Source organism: Streptomyces griseorubiginosus (genome assembly GCF_001514195.1).
Taxonomy (GTDB): Bacteria; Actinomycetota; Actinomycetes; order Streptomycetales; family Streptomycetaceae; genus Streptomyces; species Streptomyces griseorubiginosus.
Map to the genome: position 1 here is coordinate 174,682 of NZ_KQ948734.1, position 16,198 is coordinate 190,879.

Sequence of the window (16,198 nt, forward strand, 5' to 3'; positions counted from 1 at the left end):
AGGAAGCCGATGGGCGAACCGTCCGCCACGGAACCGGATCCGGAGGGGCCGGACGACAGCGCTCCGCAGGGCGCCGGTGAGGACGTCATCGTCACCCGCGCCCTCACCAAGCGCTACCGCGGCGGACAACTCGCCGTGGACGGTCTCGACCTGACCGTCCCGGCGGGCAGCGTCTTCGGCTTCCTCGGCCCCAACGGCTCCGGCAAGACCACCACCATCCGCATGCTGATGGGCCTCATCGAACCGACCTCCGGCTCGGCCCGGGTCCTCGGCGGCCCCATGCCGCGCGCCTCCCGGACCGTGCTGCCCCACGTGGGCGCCCTCATCGAGGGCCCGGCCCTCTACGGCTTCCTCTCCGGCCGCGACAACCTCGTCCGCTACGACGCCGCCGACCCCACCGCCGACCCGTGCACCCGGCCCACCCGGGTGGCGGCCGCACTGGACCGGGTGGGCCTCGCCGCCGCAGCGGGCAAGAAGGCGAAGGCGTACTCGCTGGGCATGAAACAGCGCCTGGGCCTGGCGGCGGCCCTGCTCCAACCCCGACGCCTCCTGGTCCTGGACGAACCGACCAACGGCCTCGACCCCCAGGGCATGCGCGAGATCCGCTCCCTCGTCAGGGAACTGGCCTCCGACGGCACGACGGTCTTCCTCTCCTCCCACCTCCTCGACGAGATCGAACAGGTCTGCACCCACGTGGCCGTGATGGCCCAGGGCCGCCTGATCACCCAGGGCCCGGTGGGGGAGCTGGCGGCGGGGGCGAGGGGGAGACTGGTGGTGACGACTCCGGACCCGGCGGAGGCGGCACGGGTGCTGAAGGAACAGGGCGTAGGCGATGTGGTCCTGGAGGAGGACCGCGTGACAGCCGAACCCCCGGACCGCGAACTGGCCGACATCAACGCCGCGTTGGTGAAGGCGGAGGTAAGGGTGCGAGGCTTCGCCCTGGAACGCGCATCCCTGGAGGACGCCTTCGTGGCCCTGACGGGGGAGGGCTTCGATGTCGCAGGCTGAGGAGATCACCCCCAAGGGGCGCGGGGAACTGCGCGACCAGCCCCCACCGGCCGTCAGCCGCCGTACAACCTTCTACGGCACCCTCTTCCGCAACGAACTCCGCACCACCTTCCGCCGCTGGCGCACCCTCGCCCTCCTGGCGGTACTCGCAGCGGTCCCCATCCTCGTAGGCATCGCGGTAAAGATCGAGACCGGAGGCGACGACCCGTCAGGCCCCAGTGGCAACGGCCCCGCCTTCATCTCCCAGATCACCAACAACGGCCTGTTCCTGGTCTTCACCGCCCTCGCCGCGACCCTCCCCTTCTTCCTCCCCATGGCCATCGGCGTCATCGCGGGCGACGCGATCGCGGGCGAGGCCAACGCCGGCACCCTCCGCTACCTCCTGGTCGCCCCGGCGGGCCGCACCCGCCTGCTGCTGACCAAGTACGCGACGGTGATGACGTTCTGCCTGGTCGCCACCCTCGTGGTGGCGGTCTCGGCGCTGGCGACGGGCGCCCTCCTCTTCCCGCTGGGTGACCTCACCACGATCTCCGGCACCCGAATCACCTTCGCGGAGGGCCTCGGAAGGGCCCTGCTGATCGCCCTGGTGGTGGCCGCGTCACTGGTCGGCGTTGCGGCCCTGGGCCTGTTCGTCTCGACGCTCACGAACAGCGGCATCGCGGCGATGGCCACGACCGTCGGCCTGCTGATCACGGTCCAGATCCTCGACCAGATCCCCCAGCTCCACGCCCTCCAGCCGTACTTCTTCTCCCACTACTGGCTGTCCTTCGCCGACCTCATGCGGGAACCGGTCTACTGGGACGACCTGGTGAGGAACCTGGGCCTCCAGGCGCTGTACGCGGCGGTGTTCGGCTCGGCCGCGTGGGCGAGGTTCACGGCGAAGGACATCACGGCGTGAGCTGCTCGTAGGAGTACCGCGCGAGCGGGGCCTCCTGCTCGAAGAACGTCTTCGCGCGGGTGAGGGCCTCGGTGTCCTTCAGGACGTCACCGGGCTTGCTGCCGTTGCCGAGCAGCACCCCTCCGAAGCGCATCCCCAGGTACGCGGCCGAGTTGTTCAGGGTGCCGACCAGCGGATCGGCGACCTCGAACTCCTCGTGGGCCAGTGCGGTGACACCCCACAGCGTGCGCCCCGCCATGGTCGCCTTGAAGTCGACCCCCGGGGTGCGCAGCCAGCCCGACCAGTGGTCGAGGTAGCGCTTGACGTGCGCGGAGACGGAGTACCAGTACAGCGGGGAGGCGATCACGATGTCGGTCGCCGCGAGCGTCGCGTCGAAGAGCAGTGCCGTGTGGCCGATCGTCGGACGCGCGTGGTCCGTGTCGTGCCGGAGGTCCTCGAAGTCGGGCAGCGGATGCGTGGCGAGGTCGATCCACTGCTGCTCGACGTCCGGGGGCAGTTGCTCGGCGGCCCGGCGGGCCAGCAGCTCGGTGTTGCCCTCGCTGCGGCTGCTGCCGAGCACGAACAGGAAGCGGCGCGTCATGAAGATCTCCCGGATGGGCGGCGTACGAAAGTAATCGCACGTGCATTATATGCGTGCGCATAGAGATGTCCAGGGTGAGTCACGACGGGGCGGGTGGCGAGGGGACGTGAGGGGAGGTGAGGGCCGAGGTCGTCAGGGCGCGGCGGACCGGACGAGCCGGACCAGGGCCTCGGTGCCGCGGGGCGGCTTGCCGTTCAGGTCGCCGAGACGCCAGTCGGACACCCAGGGCACCCGGTACACGTCGACCGCAGACTCGATCTCCTTGATCCGGCCGGCGAGAGGGCGGGGGAGGCGTCCGGGGGCGTCCGCGACGAGCACGACGGCGTCGAGGTCGAAGCCCGGCGGATGCTCTCCGTGCCGGAAGCCCTCCAGGGCGCGGTGCGCGGCGAGCAGGCCGGCGGCGTGGGTCCGGGCGACGAGCAGCACGGAGGTCGGGGCGCCGGGGCCCGGCCAGGCCCGACCGCTGTCGTGACCGCCGTAGACGGTGGCCAGGGTGGAGACACCGGCGCCACCATGGGTACCGACCCACGCGAACCGCCTCCCGGCCGGGGTCACCGGTCCGCGGATCCAGATCTCCGGTCCCTGGTGCTGCACGTTCTCCGCCTCTCGCCGTACTCCGGTGCGCATGCCCACGCCCCGACCCTGTCATCCCGCCCGCCACCGGCTCCTGGAACAGGCCTGTGACATCACGGTGACGTGAGAACCGGGGGCGAGCGGAGAGACTCGACAGTACGTGCACGACCGTGAGGGATGAGATGTCTCGACTCAGCCGCGACAAGAAGCGGGACCAGCAGTGGGGGGCTACCCCGATCGACGTCCGCGTCCCGCTGACGGGCGAGTGCGCGACGGTGGCCGGAAGGACGGTCACCGCACCGCCGGGCGAGGAACTCCACCAGGCCGTCCTGACCCACCTCCACCACCTCGCCCTCTCCACGGGGCACCCCGTCCACGCCACGGTCCACGATGCCCGCATCGGCTACGTGGTCCCCCTGGAGATCACCACGGACGGCTCCAGCCGCTTCACCGCGGAGCCGATCCGCATGCCCCGCCCCGAGGAACCGGCCCCCGAAACGCCGAGGCCCTTCGAGGCACCGTCCGGCCCGATCCTCCTCCCGACGACACCCCACCCCGAACCGCGACCGGCCTCCGCCGCACCTGGCCGGCATGACGGTGGGGCCGAGGACGCGGGTTCACCTGCGCCGCACGACCGTGTGTCCGGGGATGCCGCCGCGTCCGCTTCGTACGTCCCCGTGGCCGAGCCTTCCGCTGCGCCCGCGGCGTACGACCGCGAGCCCGAGCCTTCCGCCGCGCCCGCGCCGTACGACCGTGTGTCCGGGGATGCCGGTGTGCCCGCTTCGTTCGCCCCCGTGGCCGAGCCACCCGCCGCACCCGCCGCGTACGACCGCGCGCCCGAGCCCTCCACGGCACCCGCCCCGCCCGATCAGCCCGTGCGGCAGTTCGACGAGCCCGGGCGGGAGTCCGACGTCACCTTCCGGATGCGGAAGCTCTCCGTGCCCCAGCCGTCGGACGCCGAACCGGACCCCACCCAAGCCCTGCGCCACGTCCAGGACACGCGGCCGCCCAGCGCGGCGGACGCCTCGGATTCCGCCCCGCTTCCAGACCAGTCCTCGCCCTCCGGCCGGCCCTCTCCGCTCCAGGCCCCGGCCCCGGCCCCCGGCACCGCCGTACCCCCCACCGGCGCGTTCGGTCCGCCCCCCGTCATGGACGCCCGTCCCGCATCCGCCGCCGAGCCCCTCGCCTCCCCCCGCTCCGCCTACACGCCGACGCCTTTTCCCTCGACGACCCCGACCCCTACCCCGACCCCACCCCCCACCGACACACGACCCACCCCCCTCCCCCCGACCGACCTCACCGCCACCCCCCTCCCCTCAGCCGGCTCCACCCCCCGTCCCGCCCCCCTCCTCACCCCCGTCCCTCTTCTCGACGACCCCGACCCCCAGCCGGCCCCTGTGCGGGGGTTCGATGCGGTGGCTGAGGCCGTGATGGGGGAGGGGCTGGTCGTCGAGGACACGGCGGTGCTCGGGGAGCCCGTGGAGCGGATCAGCGCGGCCGTGCGGGAGGGGCGGACGGAGGTCGCCGCGGAGTTGGCCCAGGACGTGGTCGCCGAAGCGTCGCAGACCCTCGGCGAAGAGCATCCCGATGTGCTGCGGGTGCGTGAACTCGCCGCGTACATCGCCTACTTGGGCGGCGAACCGGAACAGGCCGCGGTGATCTCCCTCGACCTCGCCGGCATCCAGCACCGCGCCGGAGACGCCGAGTCGGCCTACGGCAACGTGCAGAGCGCGGTCACCGCGTGGAAGGCCGTACGGGATCCCTCCCGCGGCCTGGCCCTCGGCAGTGACCTGCTCGCCCTGTGGACGGAGATGGCCGCCGGGGAAGGCCCGGCGGCCGGTGAACCGGACAGGCTGGAGTCGGCCCGCTCCCGCATGCTCCGCCTCGCGGAACGCGCCCGGAAAGCCGACTCCTAGACCCGCACGGAACCAGGAGGCCCCGTTACGTCCCGTTACTGGGACAGCCCCCACACCGCGTACGCCACCGCGTCACTGTTGCGGTCCAGCGCCGTGTCGTCGATGTTGGCCGTCGTGTCGCACGACGAGTGGTAGCAGCGGTCGAAGGCGCGCCCCGAGGTCCCGCCCCACTTGGCCGCCTGCGCCGCCGTCTTGATGTAGTCCGCCCCGCTGAACAGCCCGCCCACCGGAACGCCCGCGTTCTTGAAGGGGGCGTGGTCGGAGCGGCCGTCGCCCTCGGTCTCGATCTCGGTCGGGACGCCGAGGCCGGCGTAGTACTCCTTGAAGGTCTTCTCGATGCCCGGGTCGTCGTCGTAGACGAAGTAACCCGGGTTCGGCGAGCCGATCATGTCGAAGTTGAGGTAGCCCTTGATCTTCGAACGGTTCGCCGTCGACAGGTTGTTGACGTAGTACTTGGAACCCACCATGCCGAGTTCCTCCGCTCCCCACCACGCGAACCGCAGGTGCTTGGTGGGGTGGAAGCCGGCCCGGGACACCGCCAGCGCGGTCTCCAGGACGGCCGCCGAACCGGAGCCGTTGTCGTTGATGCCCGCGCCCGCCGTCACGCTGTCGAGGTGCGAGCCGGACATGATCACCTGGTTGGTCTCGCCGCCGGGCCAGTCGGCGATCAGGTTGTACCCGGTGCGGCTCGATGACGTGAACTGCTGGACGGTCGTGGTGAATCCGGCGGCGTCCAGCTTGGCCTTCACGTAGTCGAGCGAGGCTCTGTAACCGGCGCGGCCGTGCGCGCGGTTGCCGCCGTTGGCGGTGGCGATGGACTGGAGCTGGGTGAGGTGCGCCTTCACGTTGGCCACCGGGATGTCCGGGGCCGCGGCCACCGCGGATGTTCCCGCGGGGGCCGCGCCGGCTATGGATCCGCCGGCCAGGAGGGAGACGGTGGCGGCGACGGCGGTGGCCGTGACGCGCCCGGGAACCGAGAGCTTCATGTGGGGGGCTCCGAATTCCATGGGAGTCCCTGAAGTCACAGGAACTCCACAGCGAATGGTGCCTGGATGGTGAAGCTGAGGTTGACTCACCGTCAAGGGCGCTATTCGGTCAGGGAAGTTCGGACAAGGGTTCGCCTGCCCGGAAGGCGAACGAGCTCAGTGGACGCGACCACGGCCCGCGACGCGACCGCGACCCGCGACGCGACCGCGACCCGCGACGGGACCGCGACCCGCGACGGGACCGCCCCCAACCGGGACAGCCACCCGCGACCGCGACCGCGACCGCCACCCGCGACCGCGTCCAGCGACCGCGACCGCGCTCAGTGGACGCAGAACTCGTTCCCCTCCGGGTCCTGCATGACGACCCACGCCCCCGAGGGCCCGCTCACCTCGTTCAGCACGCTCGCCCCGAGCCCCGTCAGCCGCTCCACCTCGGCCGCCCGTCTGCCCTCCCCGGGATGCAGGTCGAGATGGAGCCGGTTCTTCACGGTCTTCCGCTCCGGCACCCGCTGGAAGAGCAGCCGCCGCCCCAGACCGGTTCCGCTGTCCTTGTCGTACGGGTCGTCCGGATGCCGTACGGCGACCAGGTCCCGGAAGGCCAGCCGGGCGTGGTACTCCACGGTGGCCTCGCGCGGCAGGGCACCGAGCTCCAGCAGCCGCTGGATCAGGGCGTCGTTGTCCTCGCTCTCGTAGTGCAGTGCGGCCGCCCAGAAGTCGGCCTGGGCATGCGGGTCCTCGGCGTCGATCACGACTTTCCAGTGCACGGGTGTCATACCGTCACTTATAGCGGCGCCCACTGACACCGCCCCCGCTACGGCCTCGCGGCGGGCGAGTCCAGAACCTCCGGACCCGCGGCCGGGACCCCCTGACCCGCGGCCGGGACGCCCGCACCCGAGGCCGGGACCCCCGGACCCACGACCGGGCTCTCCGCCTTCGGTACGGCACCGACCGTGGTCGCGGCCCTCGCGATCTCCCTCCTGGCCGTCCGCGCGGTGCGCAGGGCGTCCCAGGTGAGCAGCGTCAAGGCCAGCCAGACCAGCGCGAACCCGGCCCAGCGCTCGGCCGGCATCGCCTCGTGGAAGTAGAGGACGCCGAGCAGGAACTGGAAGACCGGGGCCAGGTACTGGAGCAGCCCCAGGGTGGACAGCGGCACGCGGATCGCGGCGGCGCCGAAGCAGACCAGGGGGAGCGCGGTGACGATGCCGGTGGAGGCGAGCAGCGCCGCGTGTCCGGGGCCCTCGGCGGAGAAGCTGAGCCCGCCCCGGCTGCTCAGCCACAGCAGGTAGCCGAGCGCGGGCAGGAACTGGATCGCGGTCTCGGCGGCCAGCGACTCCACGCCGCCGAGGTTCACCTTCTTCTTGACCAGGCCGTAGGTGGCGAAGGAGAAGGCGAGCGTGAGGGAGATCCACGGCGGCCGCCCGTACCCGATCGTCAGGACCAGCACCGCGGCGGCACCGACCCCGACCGCCGCCCACTGCACGCGCCGCAGCCGCTCCTTGAGCAGCAGCACACCCATCGCGATGGTGACGAGCGGGTTGATGAAGTACCCGAGCGAGGCCTCGACCACATGGCCGGAGTTCACGGCCCAGATGTAGACGCCCCAGTTGACGGTGATCACGGTGGCGGCAACGGTGACCAGCGCCAGCCTGCGCGGCTGCCGCAGCAGCTCACCGGCCCAGGCCCAGCGCCGTACGAAGGCGAGCGCGACGGCGACGAAGACGAGCGACCACACCATCCGGTGAGCAAGGATCTCGCCGGCCCCGGCGGGCTTGAGGAGCGGCCAGAACAGCGGCACGAGCCCCCACATGCCGTACGCGGCGAAGCCGTTCAGCAGACCTATGTGCCGCTCGCCTCTCGACTTCACGGGACCCTCCTCGTCGCACTCTCCTCGCCTGCACGAAGGTAACGCCGAGCACCCCCGCCTGTCATGCCCGTATCGCCATACGGTCATGACAGGCGGGGGTGGGGTGCCGTGGTGGCCCCGGGCGGGGGTCAGCCCTTGAGCGCGGCCTCGATCGACGTGGCGATCGGGGTGGTCGGACGGCCGGTCAGGCGGGAGAGGTCGCCGGAGGTGACGAGCAGCTCACCCTTCTCGATGGAGGCGTCCACCCCGGCGAAGACCGCGGCGAGCGGCTCGGGCAGCCCGGCGCCCGTCAGGATCCCGATGTAGGCCTCGACCGACACGGCGTTGTAGGCGATCTCCTTGCCGGTCTGCTTGCTGAGCTCGGCCGCGTACTCGGCGAAGCTCCAGGCCTCGTCGCCGCCGAGCTCGTACGTCGAGTTCTCGTGCCCCTCTCCGGTCAGGACGGCCACGGCGGCGGCCGCGTAGTCGGCGCGGGAGGCGGTGGAGATACGGCCGTCACCGGCGGCCTGGACGACGGCACCGTGCTCCAGGGCGGGGGCCAGGTTCTCGGTGTAGTTCTCGTTGTACCAGCCGTTGCGCAGCAGCGAGTAGGGCAGGCCGGAGGCGAGCAGGGCCTCCTCGGTGGCCCGGTGGTCGTCGGCGAGCGCGGCGCTCAGCGGGCCGGGGGCGCTGGTGTACGCGAGGAGGGCCACGCCCGCGGCCTTGGCGGCGTCGATGACGACCTGGTGCTGGGCCGGGCGGCCCTTGTCGAACTCGTTGCCGGAGATCAGCAGCACCTTGTCGCCGGCCGCGAAGACGTTGTCGAAGGTCTCGGGGCTGTTGTAGTCGGCGACGGCTATCTTCACGCCCTTCGCCGCGAAGTCGGCGGCCTTCTCCGGGGTGCGGACGACGGCGGTGACCTGCTCGGCGGGAACCTTCTCCAGCAGCTGCTCCACGACGTGGCGGCCGAGGTGTCCGGTGGCTCCGGTGACGACGATGCTCATGGTCTGCGATCTCCTTGTGGGGTGCGGATGGCACTAACCCTAGGGGAGGCGCTAACTCTGCGAAAGTACCCACTTTGAAGTAAGGTACTTGCATGTCGGTAAGTACGGAGAACCTCCTCTCGGAGGTCATGACGGCGCAGGGCGAGTCGATGTGCCCCCACCGCCTGGTCCTGGAACACGTGACCAGCCGCTGGGGCGTCCTGGTCCTGTTGCAGCTCCTCGACCGCCCCTACCGCTTCAGCGAACTCCGCAGGGCGATCGGCCGCGTCAGCGAGAAGATGCTGACCCAGACCCTCCAGACCCTGGAACGAGACGGCCTGATCCACCGCGACGCCAAACCGGTGATCCCCCCGAGGGTCGACTACTCCCTGACCGACCTCGGCCACGAGGCGGCGGAACAGGTACGCGGCCTGGCGGAGTGGACGGCCAGGCGGATGGACGCGGTGCAGGAGGCGCGGGAGAGGTACGACACCAAGAAAGCCGGGCGCGAACAGAGCTGACGCCCTGGGCCTGAGAGGGCGGCACGAATGCGGGCGGCGCTCGCTGGGCACACACAGGGCAGGGCGTCGGTTGACATGAGCGGTTCGTCCTTCCGTGCGCCCCCTCTCCGCCTCCCGTGCCGACTTGAGCCGCCCGGCATCCTGGGGGCGGGCCGCTGTGCCCGACCACGCGCCGGTCCTCGTCCCACCCACGAGCCCAACCGCCCGGCGCCCGGACGCCTGACGCGGGGGTTCGCATTGGCCACACACAATCCTCATGCGCGAAGGATCGGTTCTCCTGGCAGGGCGAGGGGCGGTCGGGTGCGCACCCCCTTTCCCCGTCAGGTCTGGCGCAGGCGCCAGGAGGAACTGGCCCTTGAGCTGTTGCGCGAGCTGACCCGCCTCGCCGACGAGATCCGGTACGCCAACCTGCTCCAGCACCATCGCATCATCGCGGCACAGGTCGACCACGCTCTGGCGGATCCCACGTTGGCGTCGGCCATGAGCACGCTGGACGGGGTCTCCGCCGGCAAGCGACGACAGGTGATCTTCGCCAACCGCGAGTACAGCGCGATCCTGCTGGGCCATCGCGTCGGCGTGTACGACTGGAGCGCGCTGATCGGACATCTGCGCGTGCTGTGCAGGAACCAGGTGTTCAAGGATTACTGGCAGATGACCGGCCAGCACCGCAGAAGCCTGCCGGCGGAGACCCTCGAAGCGCGCGTGGGGAAAGCCGTCGACGTGATTATGGAGGAGCTGGCGGAAGACCCGGACGAGTGGTGGGTTGTCGGCCCGGATACCGGATCCGCCGACGTCTGATTTCCGGGAATTAAATCGACAAAGTGACGCGCGCGATTGCTCCGTCGGGCGTAATTTCAATTTATCCCGTTGCTTTGCTCATTCTGATAGCGTTGGGCGGGCGTTCCGGTATTCCACCCTCAGCACGAGGGCGTCCACGCCTCATGTGGCCGCCCGTAGAAGAGAGCCCGCGTGTACAGCGAACTCCCTGCCGCCACTATTGTCCGACGTCTCGGAGACTCTCCGCGCCAACGGGGAAGCGTCACGGGCGAGACATGCCCTGACCTTTTCGAATTGAGCGACGGAAATTTTGCGGTCATCGGTACCGATCGTACGGAAGAATTGGATGCCTTGCTTCCGGGCGATGCGGCCAGGGCGAACTACGAGCGTATTGTTGTGATCACGCGCGAAACGCTCATCCGTGCAAAAAAGGACATCCCTGACATCTGATGGGGAATGAGTCGAGGGCCCGGCGCGGTAATGCTCGCCGGGCCCTCGATCGTGCCGTCCGTGGAACTACCCGACCACCGTCCAGGTGTCCCCGCCCGCCAACAACGCCCCCAGATCCCCCTTGCCGTTCTGCTCGATCGCCGTGTCCAGCTGGTCCGACAGCTGGGTGTCGTACACCGGGCGGTCCACCGAGCGGAAGACGCCGATCGGGGTGTGGTGGAGGGTGTCCGGGTCGGCCAGGCGGGAGAGGGCGAAGGCGGTCGTCGGGGACGCGGAGTGCGCGTCGTGGACCAGGATCTCCGCCTCGTTCGACGGCGTCGCCGGCACCACCTTCAGGTCACCCGTCGCCGCGTCCCGGACCACGCCCTTGGACAGGTCCGCGCCGAAGCGGATCGGCTGCCCGTGCTCCAGCCGGATCACCGCCTCCTCCGCCTGCTGGTTGTCTTTGAGGACCTCGAAGGCGCCGTCGTTGAAGATGTTGCAGTTCTGGTAGATCTCGATCAGCGCCGTGCCGGAGTGCGCGGCGGCCGCCCGCAGCACCGACGTGAGGTGCTTGCGGTCCGAGTCGACCGTGCGGGCCACGAAGGACGCCTCCGCGCCGATCGCCAGGGACACCGGGTTGAACGGCGCGTCCAGCGACCCCATCGGCGTCGACTTCGTGATCTTCCCGACCTCGGAGGTGGGGGAGTACTGCCCCTTCGTCAGGCCGTAGATCCGGTTGTTGAAGAGCAGGATCTTCAGGTTGACGTTCCGCCGCAGCGCGTGGATGAGGTGGTTGCCGCCGATCGACAGCGCGTCACCGTCACCCGTCACCACCCACACCGACAGATCGCGGCGCGAGGCGGCGAGGCCCGTCGCGATCGCCGGCGCCCGGCCGTGGATCGAGTGCATGCCGTACGTGTTCATGTAGTACGGGAAGCGGGAGGAACAGCCGATGCCGGAGACGAAGACGATGTTCTCCTTGGCCAGCCCCAGCTCCGGCATGAAGCCCTGGACCGCCGCGAGGATCGCGTAGTCACCGCAGCCGGGGCACCAGCGGACCTCCTGGTCGCTCTTGAAGTCCTTCATGCTCTGGCGCCCCTCGGCCTTGGGGACCAGCGAGAGTGCCTCGATCGTGCCCGTGCCTTCCGTGGACGTCTCAGCCATCGATGGCCTCCTTGAGAGCCGTGGCGAGCTGTTCGGCCTTGAACGGCATGCCGTTGACCTGGTTGTAGCTGTGCGCGTCGACCAGGTACTTCGCCCGCACCAGCAGGGCGAGCTGCCCGAGGTTCATCTCGGGGATCACGACCTTGTCGTACGCCTTCAGCACCGCGCCCAGGTTGCGCGGGAAGGGGTTGAGGTGGCGCAGATGGGCCTGCGCGATCGACTCACCGGCCGTCCGCAGCCGCCGTACCGCCGCCGTGATGGGCCCGTACGTCGACCCCCAGCCCAGAACCAGCGTGCGCGCCTCGTGCGGGTCGTCGACCTCGAGATCCGGTACGTCGATCCCGTCGATCTTGGCCTGCCGGGTGCGGACCATGAAGTCGTGGTTGGCCGGGGCATAGGAGATGTTCCCGGTCCCGTCCTCCTTCTCGATGCCGCCGATGCGGTGTTCGAGACCGGGGGTGCCGGGCACCGCCCAGGGGCGGGCCAGGGTCTGCGGGTCCCGCTTGTAGGGCCAGAAGACCTCGGTGCCGTCGTCCAGGGTGTGGTTCGGGCCCTGTGCGAACTGCACGGTCAGGTCCGGGAGTTCGTCCAGCTCCGGGATCCGCCAGGGCTCCGAGCCGTTGGCCAGGTAGCCGTCCGAGAGCAGCATCACCGGTGTGCGGTACGTCAGGGCGATCCGGGCCGCCTCCAGCGCCGCGTCGAAGCAGTCGGCCGGGGTGCAGGGGGCGACGATCGGCACCGGCGCCTCGCCGTTGCGCCCGAACATCGCCTGGAGGAGGTCGGCCTGCTCGGTCTTGGTCGGCAGCCCGGTGGACGGGCCGCCGCGCTGGATGTCGATCACCAGGAGCGGCAGCTCCAGGGAGACGGCGAGGCCGATGGTCTCCGACTTCAGCGCCACACCCGGGCCACTCGTGGTGGTGACCGCCAGGGACCCGCCGAAGGCCGCGCCGAGCGCCGCGCCGATGCCCGCGATCTCGTCCTCGGCCTGGAAGGTCCGTACGCCGAAGTTCTTGTGCTTGCTCAGCTCGTGCAGGATGTCCGAGGCCGGGGTGATCGGGTACGAGCCCAGGAACAACGGCAGGTCCGCTTGCCGAGACGCGGTGACCAGTCCGTAGGACAGCGCCAGATTCCCCGAGATGTTGCGGTAGGTGCCGACCGGGAAGGCCTTGGTGGCCGGGGCGATCTCGTAGGAGACCGCGAAGTCCTCCGTCGTCTCGCCGAAGTTCCAGCCCGCCCGGTAGGCCGCCAGGTTCGCCTCGGCGATCTCCGGCTTCTTCGCGAACTTGGTCCGCAGGAACTTCTCCGTGCCCTCGGTGGGCCGGTGGTACATCCACGACAAGAGGCCGAGCGCGAACATGTTCTTGCTGCGCTCGGCCTCCTTGCGACTGAGGTCGAAATCCTTGAGTGCCTCGACGGTCAGCGTGGTCAGGGGGACCGGGTGAAGGCTGTAACCGTCGAGCGATCCATCCTCCAGCGGCGAGGCCGCGTACCCCACCTTCTGCATCGCCCGTTTGGTGAACTCGTCCGTGTTGACGATGATCTCCGCGCCGCGCGGCAGATCGGCGATGTTCGCCTTGAGGGCGGCCGGGTTCATGGCCACGAGCACGTTCGGCGCGTCACCCGGGGTCAGGATGTCGTGGTCGGCGAAGTGCAGCTGGAAGGACGACACGCCCGGCAGGGTCCCGGCGGGGGCCCGGATCTCGGCGGGGAAGTTGGGAAGGGTGGACAGGTCGTTGCCGAAGGAGGCCGTCTCCGAGGTGAAACGGTCACCGGTGAGCTGCATACCGTCACCGGAGTCCCCCGCGAAACGAATGATCACCCGGTCGAGACGGCGGACATCCTTCGCGCCCGGCTCTTTGCGCTGCTCTCCCACGACGGTTTCGTCGGCCTGCTCCGCTGGGCTGCTGACCTGACTGGTCACTGAACTGGACCTCCCTCGAGGCGGCTGTTCGGGAGCGGCCTTCCCGCAGGCCTCTCCCAGGATCAACCCTACGACCGCGGGGTTCTCTTCCCTCGGCCATTCGCATGATGGACGTGGTTTTGAGACGATTCGACGCCCTGACTTGTCACCATTTGCGCGACCTCCGACACTTCCCTGAAGACGCTCCCTCGCGGCCGGCGGTTCTGGCCCGGTCATTTCCTGACACGGTGTCAGAAACTCATGAGTTCAGATAGGTGAGCACGGCCAGCACCCGCCGGTGGTCCCCGTCGCTCGGGGACAGCCCGAGCTTCAGGAAGATGTTGCTCACGTGCTTCTCCACGGCCCCGTCGCTGACGACCAGCTGCCGGGCGATCGCGGAGTTGGTCCGCCCCTCGGCCATGAGCCCGAGGACCTCCCGCTCCCGGGGCGTGAGGCCCGCGAGCACGTCCTGCTTACGGCTGCGTCCCAGCAGCTGGGCGACCACCTCGGGGTCGAGAGCGGTACCGCCCTCGGCGACCCGCACCACCGCGTCCACGAACTCACGCACCTCCGCGACCCGGTCCTTGAGCAGGTACCCCACCCCACGGCTGGACCCGGCCAGCAGCTCGGTGGCGTACCGCTCCTCCACGTACTGCGACAGTACGAGTACCCCGAGCCCGGGATGTGTCTTGCGCAGTTGCACGGCGGCTCGCACGCCTTCGTCGGTGTGCGTCGGAGGCATCCGCACGTCGGCGACCACCACGTCGGGCAGCTCGCCCTGGGCGTCCAGCTCGCCGATGGTCTTGACCAGCGCGTCCCCGTCCCCCACACCGGCCACGACGTCGTGCCCGCGGTCGGTCAGCAACCGGGTCAGGCCCTCCCTCAGCAGCACCGAATCCTCGGCGATGACCACCCGCACCCTGTCCTCCACGACCCTCGGCCCCCCAGCCCACTGCCTGCCCGTCCACTGAACAGGTCCAGCATTCCAGCATTCGGATGCGGAGGGGCGAGGGCAACGGGATTAGGGGCCCCTTAATCGAAAATCGAACGGATCGCGCATCCCGAACTCCGGCCCGGGCCTTTCAGCCCGAACGCCGGCCCGGGCCTTTCAGCCCGTCCGGCGTTCGAGGACACCCCCGTCACACGCAACGCGTCACACGCAACCCGTCACACGCGGTCCCCCCGCCACGGCAGCTCCGCGGTCACCCGGGTGGGTCCCGCGACCGGCGAATCCACCACCAGGATCCCGTCCACCGCGTCCAGCCGCTCCGCCAGCCCCGCGAGCCCTGACCCCGCGGACACGTCGGCTCCGCCCACCCCGTTGTCCACCACCTGGAGCAGCAGCCGGTCCTCCACCCGCCACACGTCCACCGCCGCCCCCGTGGCCCGCGCGTGCTTGCTGACGTTCTGCAACAGCTCCGACACCGTGAAGTACGCGATCCCCTCGATCGCCGGCGCCGGCCGCGACGGCAGATCCACCTCCACCTGCACCGGAACCGTGCACCGTGAGGCCACCGAGGACAGCGCCGCATCCAGCCCCCGGTCCGTCAGCACGGCGGGATGGATCCCCCGCGCCAGATCCCGCAGCTCCTGAAGCGCCGTCTTCACCTCACCGTGCGCCTCGTCCACCATCCGCGCCGCCGCCTGCGGATCCTCCGTGAGCTTCTCCTTCGCCAGCCCCAGATCCATCGCTAGCGCCACCAGCCGGGCCTGCGCCCCGTCGTGCAGATCGCGCTCGATCCGCCGCAGATCGGCGGCCGCCGTGTCCACCACGACCCCCCGGTCCGACTCCAGCTCCACCACCCGCGCCGACAGCCGGGTCGGCCCCAGCAGCCCGTGCACCATCACCCGGTCCACCGTCGTCAGCGCCCGCACGATCCACGGCGTGGCCAGCGTGAACAACAGCCCCACCAGCGCGGTCACCCCGATCTCGAACGGGTTGTCCAGGTAGATGTGGTGGGTCTCGTCGCCGTACAGCTGAAGCCCGTCCTGACCGGCGTACGCCGGGAACACCCAGAACCACAGCGGATACGTCAGCAGCGCCCAGCCGTACACCCAGAAGTTCACCGCGACGACGAACGAGAACAGCGCCCACGGCAGGTGCAGCACCGAGTACAGCAGCGTCCGCCAGGACGTGCCGCTCTTGAGCACCGCCCCGATCCACGCCATGAACCCGGAGCCCCGGGTCCGCAGCGGCTCCGGGTCCGCGACCTCCAGGCCCAGCAGCCCCCGCGCCCGCGCCCGCTCCAGCGCCCCGAGCCCACGGCACCCGGCGAGCCCCGCCGCGAAGACCGGGATGCCGAGGAAGGTCACGAGCAGTCCGGCGCCCAGCGAGACCATCGTGACGGCGTACGTGAACATCAGGATGCTGATCGGCAGGCTCAGCAGCACATAGCCGAACTCCCGCCAGGTCCGTCCCTCGAACGGCGCCCGCAGCCCCGCCGGCAGCCGGTGCCGCGTCTCGGGGAACCCGAGCCCACTGTCGTACCCGTAGTCCGTGGCCATCGACGTCGTCCTTCTTCTCTCGCCTGAGCATGTGGTGTCGTCCTGGTTCCACCCTGCTGCGTCGCAGGTCGACGGACCATGGAGACCGTCGGCGTCTTGGAAGGGGGGTTTT

Annotated in this window: 16 protein-coding genes; 6 read left to right on the forward strand and 10 right to left on the reverse strand. The window is 70.2% G+C overall.

Annotation, left to right across the window (positions count from 1 at the left end; translation table 11 throughout):
* Nucleotides 1–9: 9 nt before the first annotated feature.
* Entirely contained in the window at nucleotides 10–1,008 is a 999-nt protein-coding gene (locus AQJ54_RS00820; RefSeq protein WP_062232866.1) for an ABC transporter ATP-binding protein, read from the forward strand.
* The gene (locus AQJ54_RS00825; RefSeq protein WP_062232868.1) at nucleotides 995–1,906 is read left to right on the forward strand and encodes an ABC transporter permease; all 912 of its coding nucleotides are present in this window, start codon (nucleotides 995–997) and stop codon (nucleotides 1,904–1,906) included. The genes AQJ54_RS00820 and AQJ54_RS00825 overlap by 14 nt, the downstream gene beginning before the upstream one ends.
* Here the strand turns inward: AQJ54_RS00825 and AQJ54_RS00830 are convergent.
* Both AQJ54_RS00830 and AQJ54_RS00835 read right to left on the reverse strand, forming a co-directional pair.
* Nucleotides 1,896–2,486, reverse strand: a complete 591-nt coding sequence (locus AQJ54_RS00830; protein WP_062232871.1) for a flavodoxin family protein — start codon at nucleotides 2,484–2,486, stop codon at nucleotides 1,896–1,898. The two genes, AQJ54_RS00825 and AQJ54_RS00830, sit on opposite strands and share 11 nt — an antisense overlap.
* Nucleotides 2,487–2,618: 132 nt before the next feature.
* Nucleotides 2,619–3,113 carry a DUF6668 family protein gene (locus tag AQJ54_RS00835; RefSeq protein ID WP_062234778.1) on the reverse strand — a complete coding sequence of 165 codons (495 nt, stop codon included), beginning with the start codon at nucleotides 3,111–3,113 and terminating at the stop codon, nucleotides 2,619–2,621.
* Nucleotides 3,114–3,241: 128 nt separating this feature from the next.
* Here AQJ54_RS00835 and AQJ54_RS00840 point away from each other — a divergent pair, with 128 nt between their 5' ends.
* Nucleotides 3,242–4,975: a tetratricopeptide repeat protein gene (locus AQJ54_RS00840; RefSeq protein ID WP_062232873.1), complete on the forward strand. Its 1,734-nt coding sequence runs from the start codon at nucleotides 3,242–3,244 to the stop codon at nucleotides 4,973–4,975.
* 35 nt (nucleotides 4,976–5,010) lie between these two features.
* On the opposite strand, the gene AQJ54_RS00845 is transcribed toward AQJ54_RS00840, so the two are convergent.
* From AQJ54_RS00845 to AQJ54_RS00860, 4 genes are all read right to left on the reverse strand, one after another.
* Nucleotides 5,011–5,961, reverse strand: coding sequence for a M28 family metallopeptidase (locus AQJ54_RS00845; RefSeq protein ID WP_062232875.1), 951 nt, complete (start codon nucleotides 5,959–5,961; stop codon nucleotides 5,011–5,013).
* A 320-nt stretch (nucleotides 5,962–6,281) separates the two neighbouring features.
* On the reverse strand, nucleotides 6,282–6,734 hold the full coding sequence (locus AQJ54_RS00850) for a VOC family protein (protein ID WP_062232877.1): 453 nt from the start codon (nucleotides 6,732–6,734) through the stop codon (nucleotides 6,282–6,284).
* Between the two features lie 38 nt (nucleotides 6,735–6,772).
* The gene (rarD, locus tag AQJ54_RS00855) at nucleotides 6,773–7,825 is read right to left on the reverse strand and encodes an EamA family transporter RarD (protein ID WP_062232879.1); all 1,053 of its coding nucleotides are present in this window, start codon (nucleotides 7,823–7,825) and stop codon (nucleotides 6,773–6,775) included.
* 128 nt (nucleotides 7,826–7,953) lie between these two features.
* Nucleotides 7,954–8,808 (reverse strand): SDR family oxidoreductase, encoded by an 855-nt coding sequence (locus AQJ54_RS00860; RefSeq protein ID WP_062023305.1) that lies wholly within the window; start codon nucleotides 8,806–8,808, stop codon nucleotides 7,954–7,956.
* A gap of 92 nt (nucleotides 8,809–8,900) precedes the next feature.
* Between AQJ54_RS00860 and AQJ54_RS00865 the strand changes: the two genes are divergently transcribed.
* The 3 genes from AQJ54_RS00865 (at nucleotide 8,901) to AQJ54_RS43115 (ending at nucleotide 10,535) form a co-directional block, all read left to right on the forward strand.
* Nucleotides 8,901–9,308, forward strand: coding sequence for a winged helix-turn-helix transcriptional regulator (locus tag AQJ54_RS00865; protein WP_062232881.1), 408 nt, complete (start codon nucleotides 8,901–8,903; stop codon nucleotides 9,306–9,308).
* 300 nt (nucleotides 9,309–9,608) lie between these two features.
* Nucleotides 9,609–10,106 carry a DUF6082 family protein gene (locus AQJ54_RS46555; protein ID WP_246091097.1) on the forward strand — a complete coding sequence of 166 codons (498 nt, stop codon included), beginning with the start codon at nucleotides 9,609–9,611 and terminating at the stop codon, nucleotides 10,104–10,106.
* 171 nt (nucleotides 10,107–10,277) lie between these two features.
* The gene (locus AQJ54_RS43115) at nucleotides 10,278–10,535 is read left to right on the forward strand and encodes a hypothetical protein (protein WP_079069672.1); all 258 of its coding nucleotides are present in this window, start codon (nucleotides 10,278–10,280) and stop codon (nucleotides 10,533–10,535) included.
* 66 nt (nucleotides 10,536–10,601) lie between these two features.
* Here AQJ54_RS43115 and AQJ54_RS00875 read toward each other — a convergent pair whose 3' ends face one another.
* The 4 genes from AQJ54_RS00875 to AQJ54_RS00890 all read right to left on the reverse strand — a co-directional run bounded on the left by AQJ54_RS00875 (nucleotide 10,602) and on the right by AQJ54_RS00890 (nucleotide 16,086).
* A complete protein-coding gene (locus AQJ54_RS00875) occupies nucleotides 10,602–11,681 on the reverse strand; it encodes a 2-oxoacid:ferredoxin oxidoreductase subunit beta (RefSeq protein WP_062232885.1) in 1,080 nt (359 codons plus the stop codon).
* Complete coding sequence (locus tag AQJ54_RS00880; RefSeq protein WP_062232889.1) at nucleotides 11,674–13,602, reverse strand: 2-oxoacid:acceptor oxidoreductase subunit alpha; 1,929 nt, start codon at nucleotides 13,600–13,602, stop codon at nucleotides 11,674–11,676. The genes AQJ54_RS00875 and AQJ54_RS00880 overlap by 8 nt, the downstream gene beginning before the upstream one ends.
* 238 nt (nucleotides 13,603–13,840) lie before the next feature.
* Nucleotides 13,841–14,500: a response regulator transcription factor gene (locus tag AQJ54_RS00885; RefSeq protein ID WP_030327239.1), complete on the reverse strand. Its 660-nt coding sequence runs from the start codon at nucleotides 14,498–14,500 to the stop codon at nucleotides 13,841–13,843.
* Between the two features lie 248 nt (nucleotides 14,501–14,748).
* The gene (locus tag AQJ54_RS00890) at nucleotides 14,749–16,086 is read right to left on the reverse strand and encodes a sensor histidine kinase (RefSeq protein ID WP_062232892.1); all 1,338 of its coding nucleotides are present in this window, start codon (nucleotides 16,084–16,086) and stop codon (nucleotides 14,749–14,751) included.
* Nucleotides 16,087–16,198 lie beyond the last annotated feature (112 nt).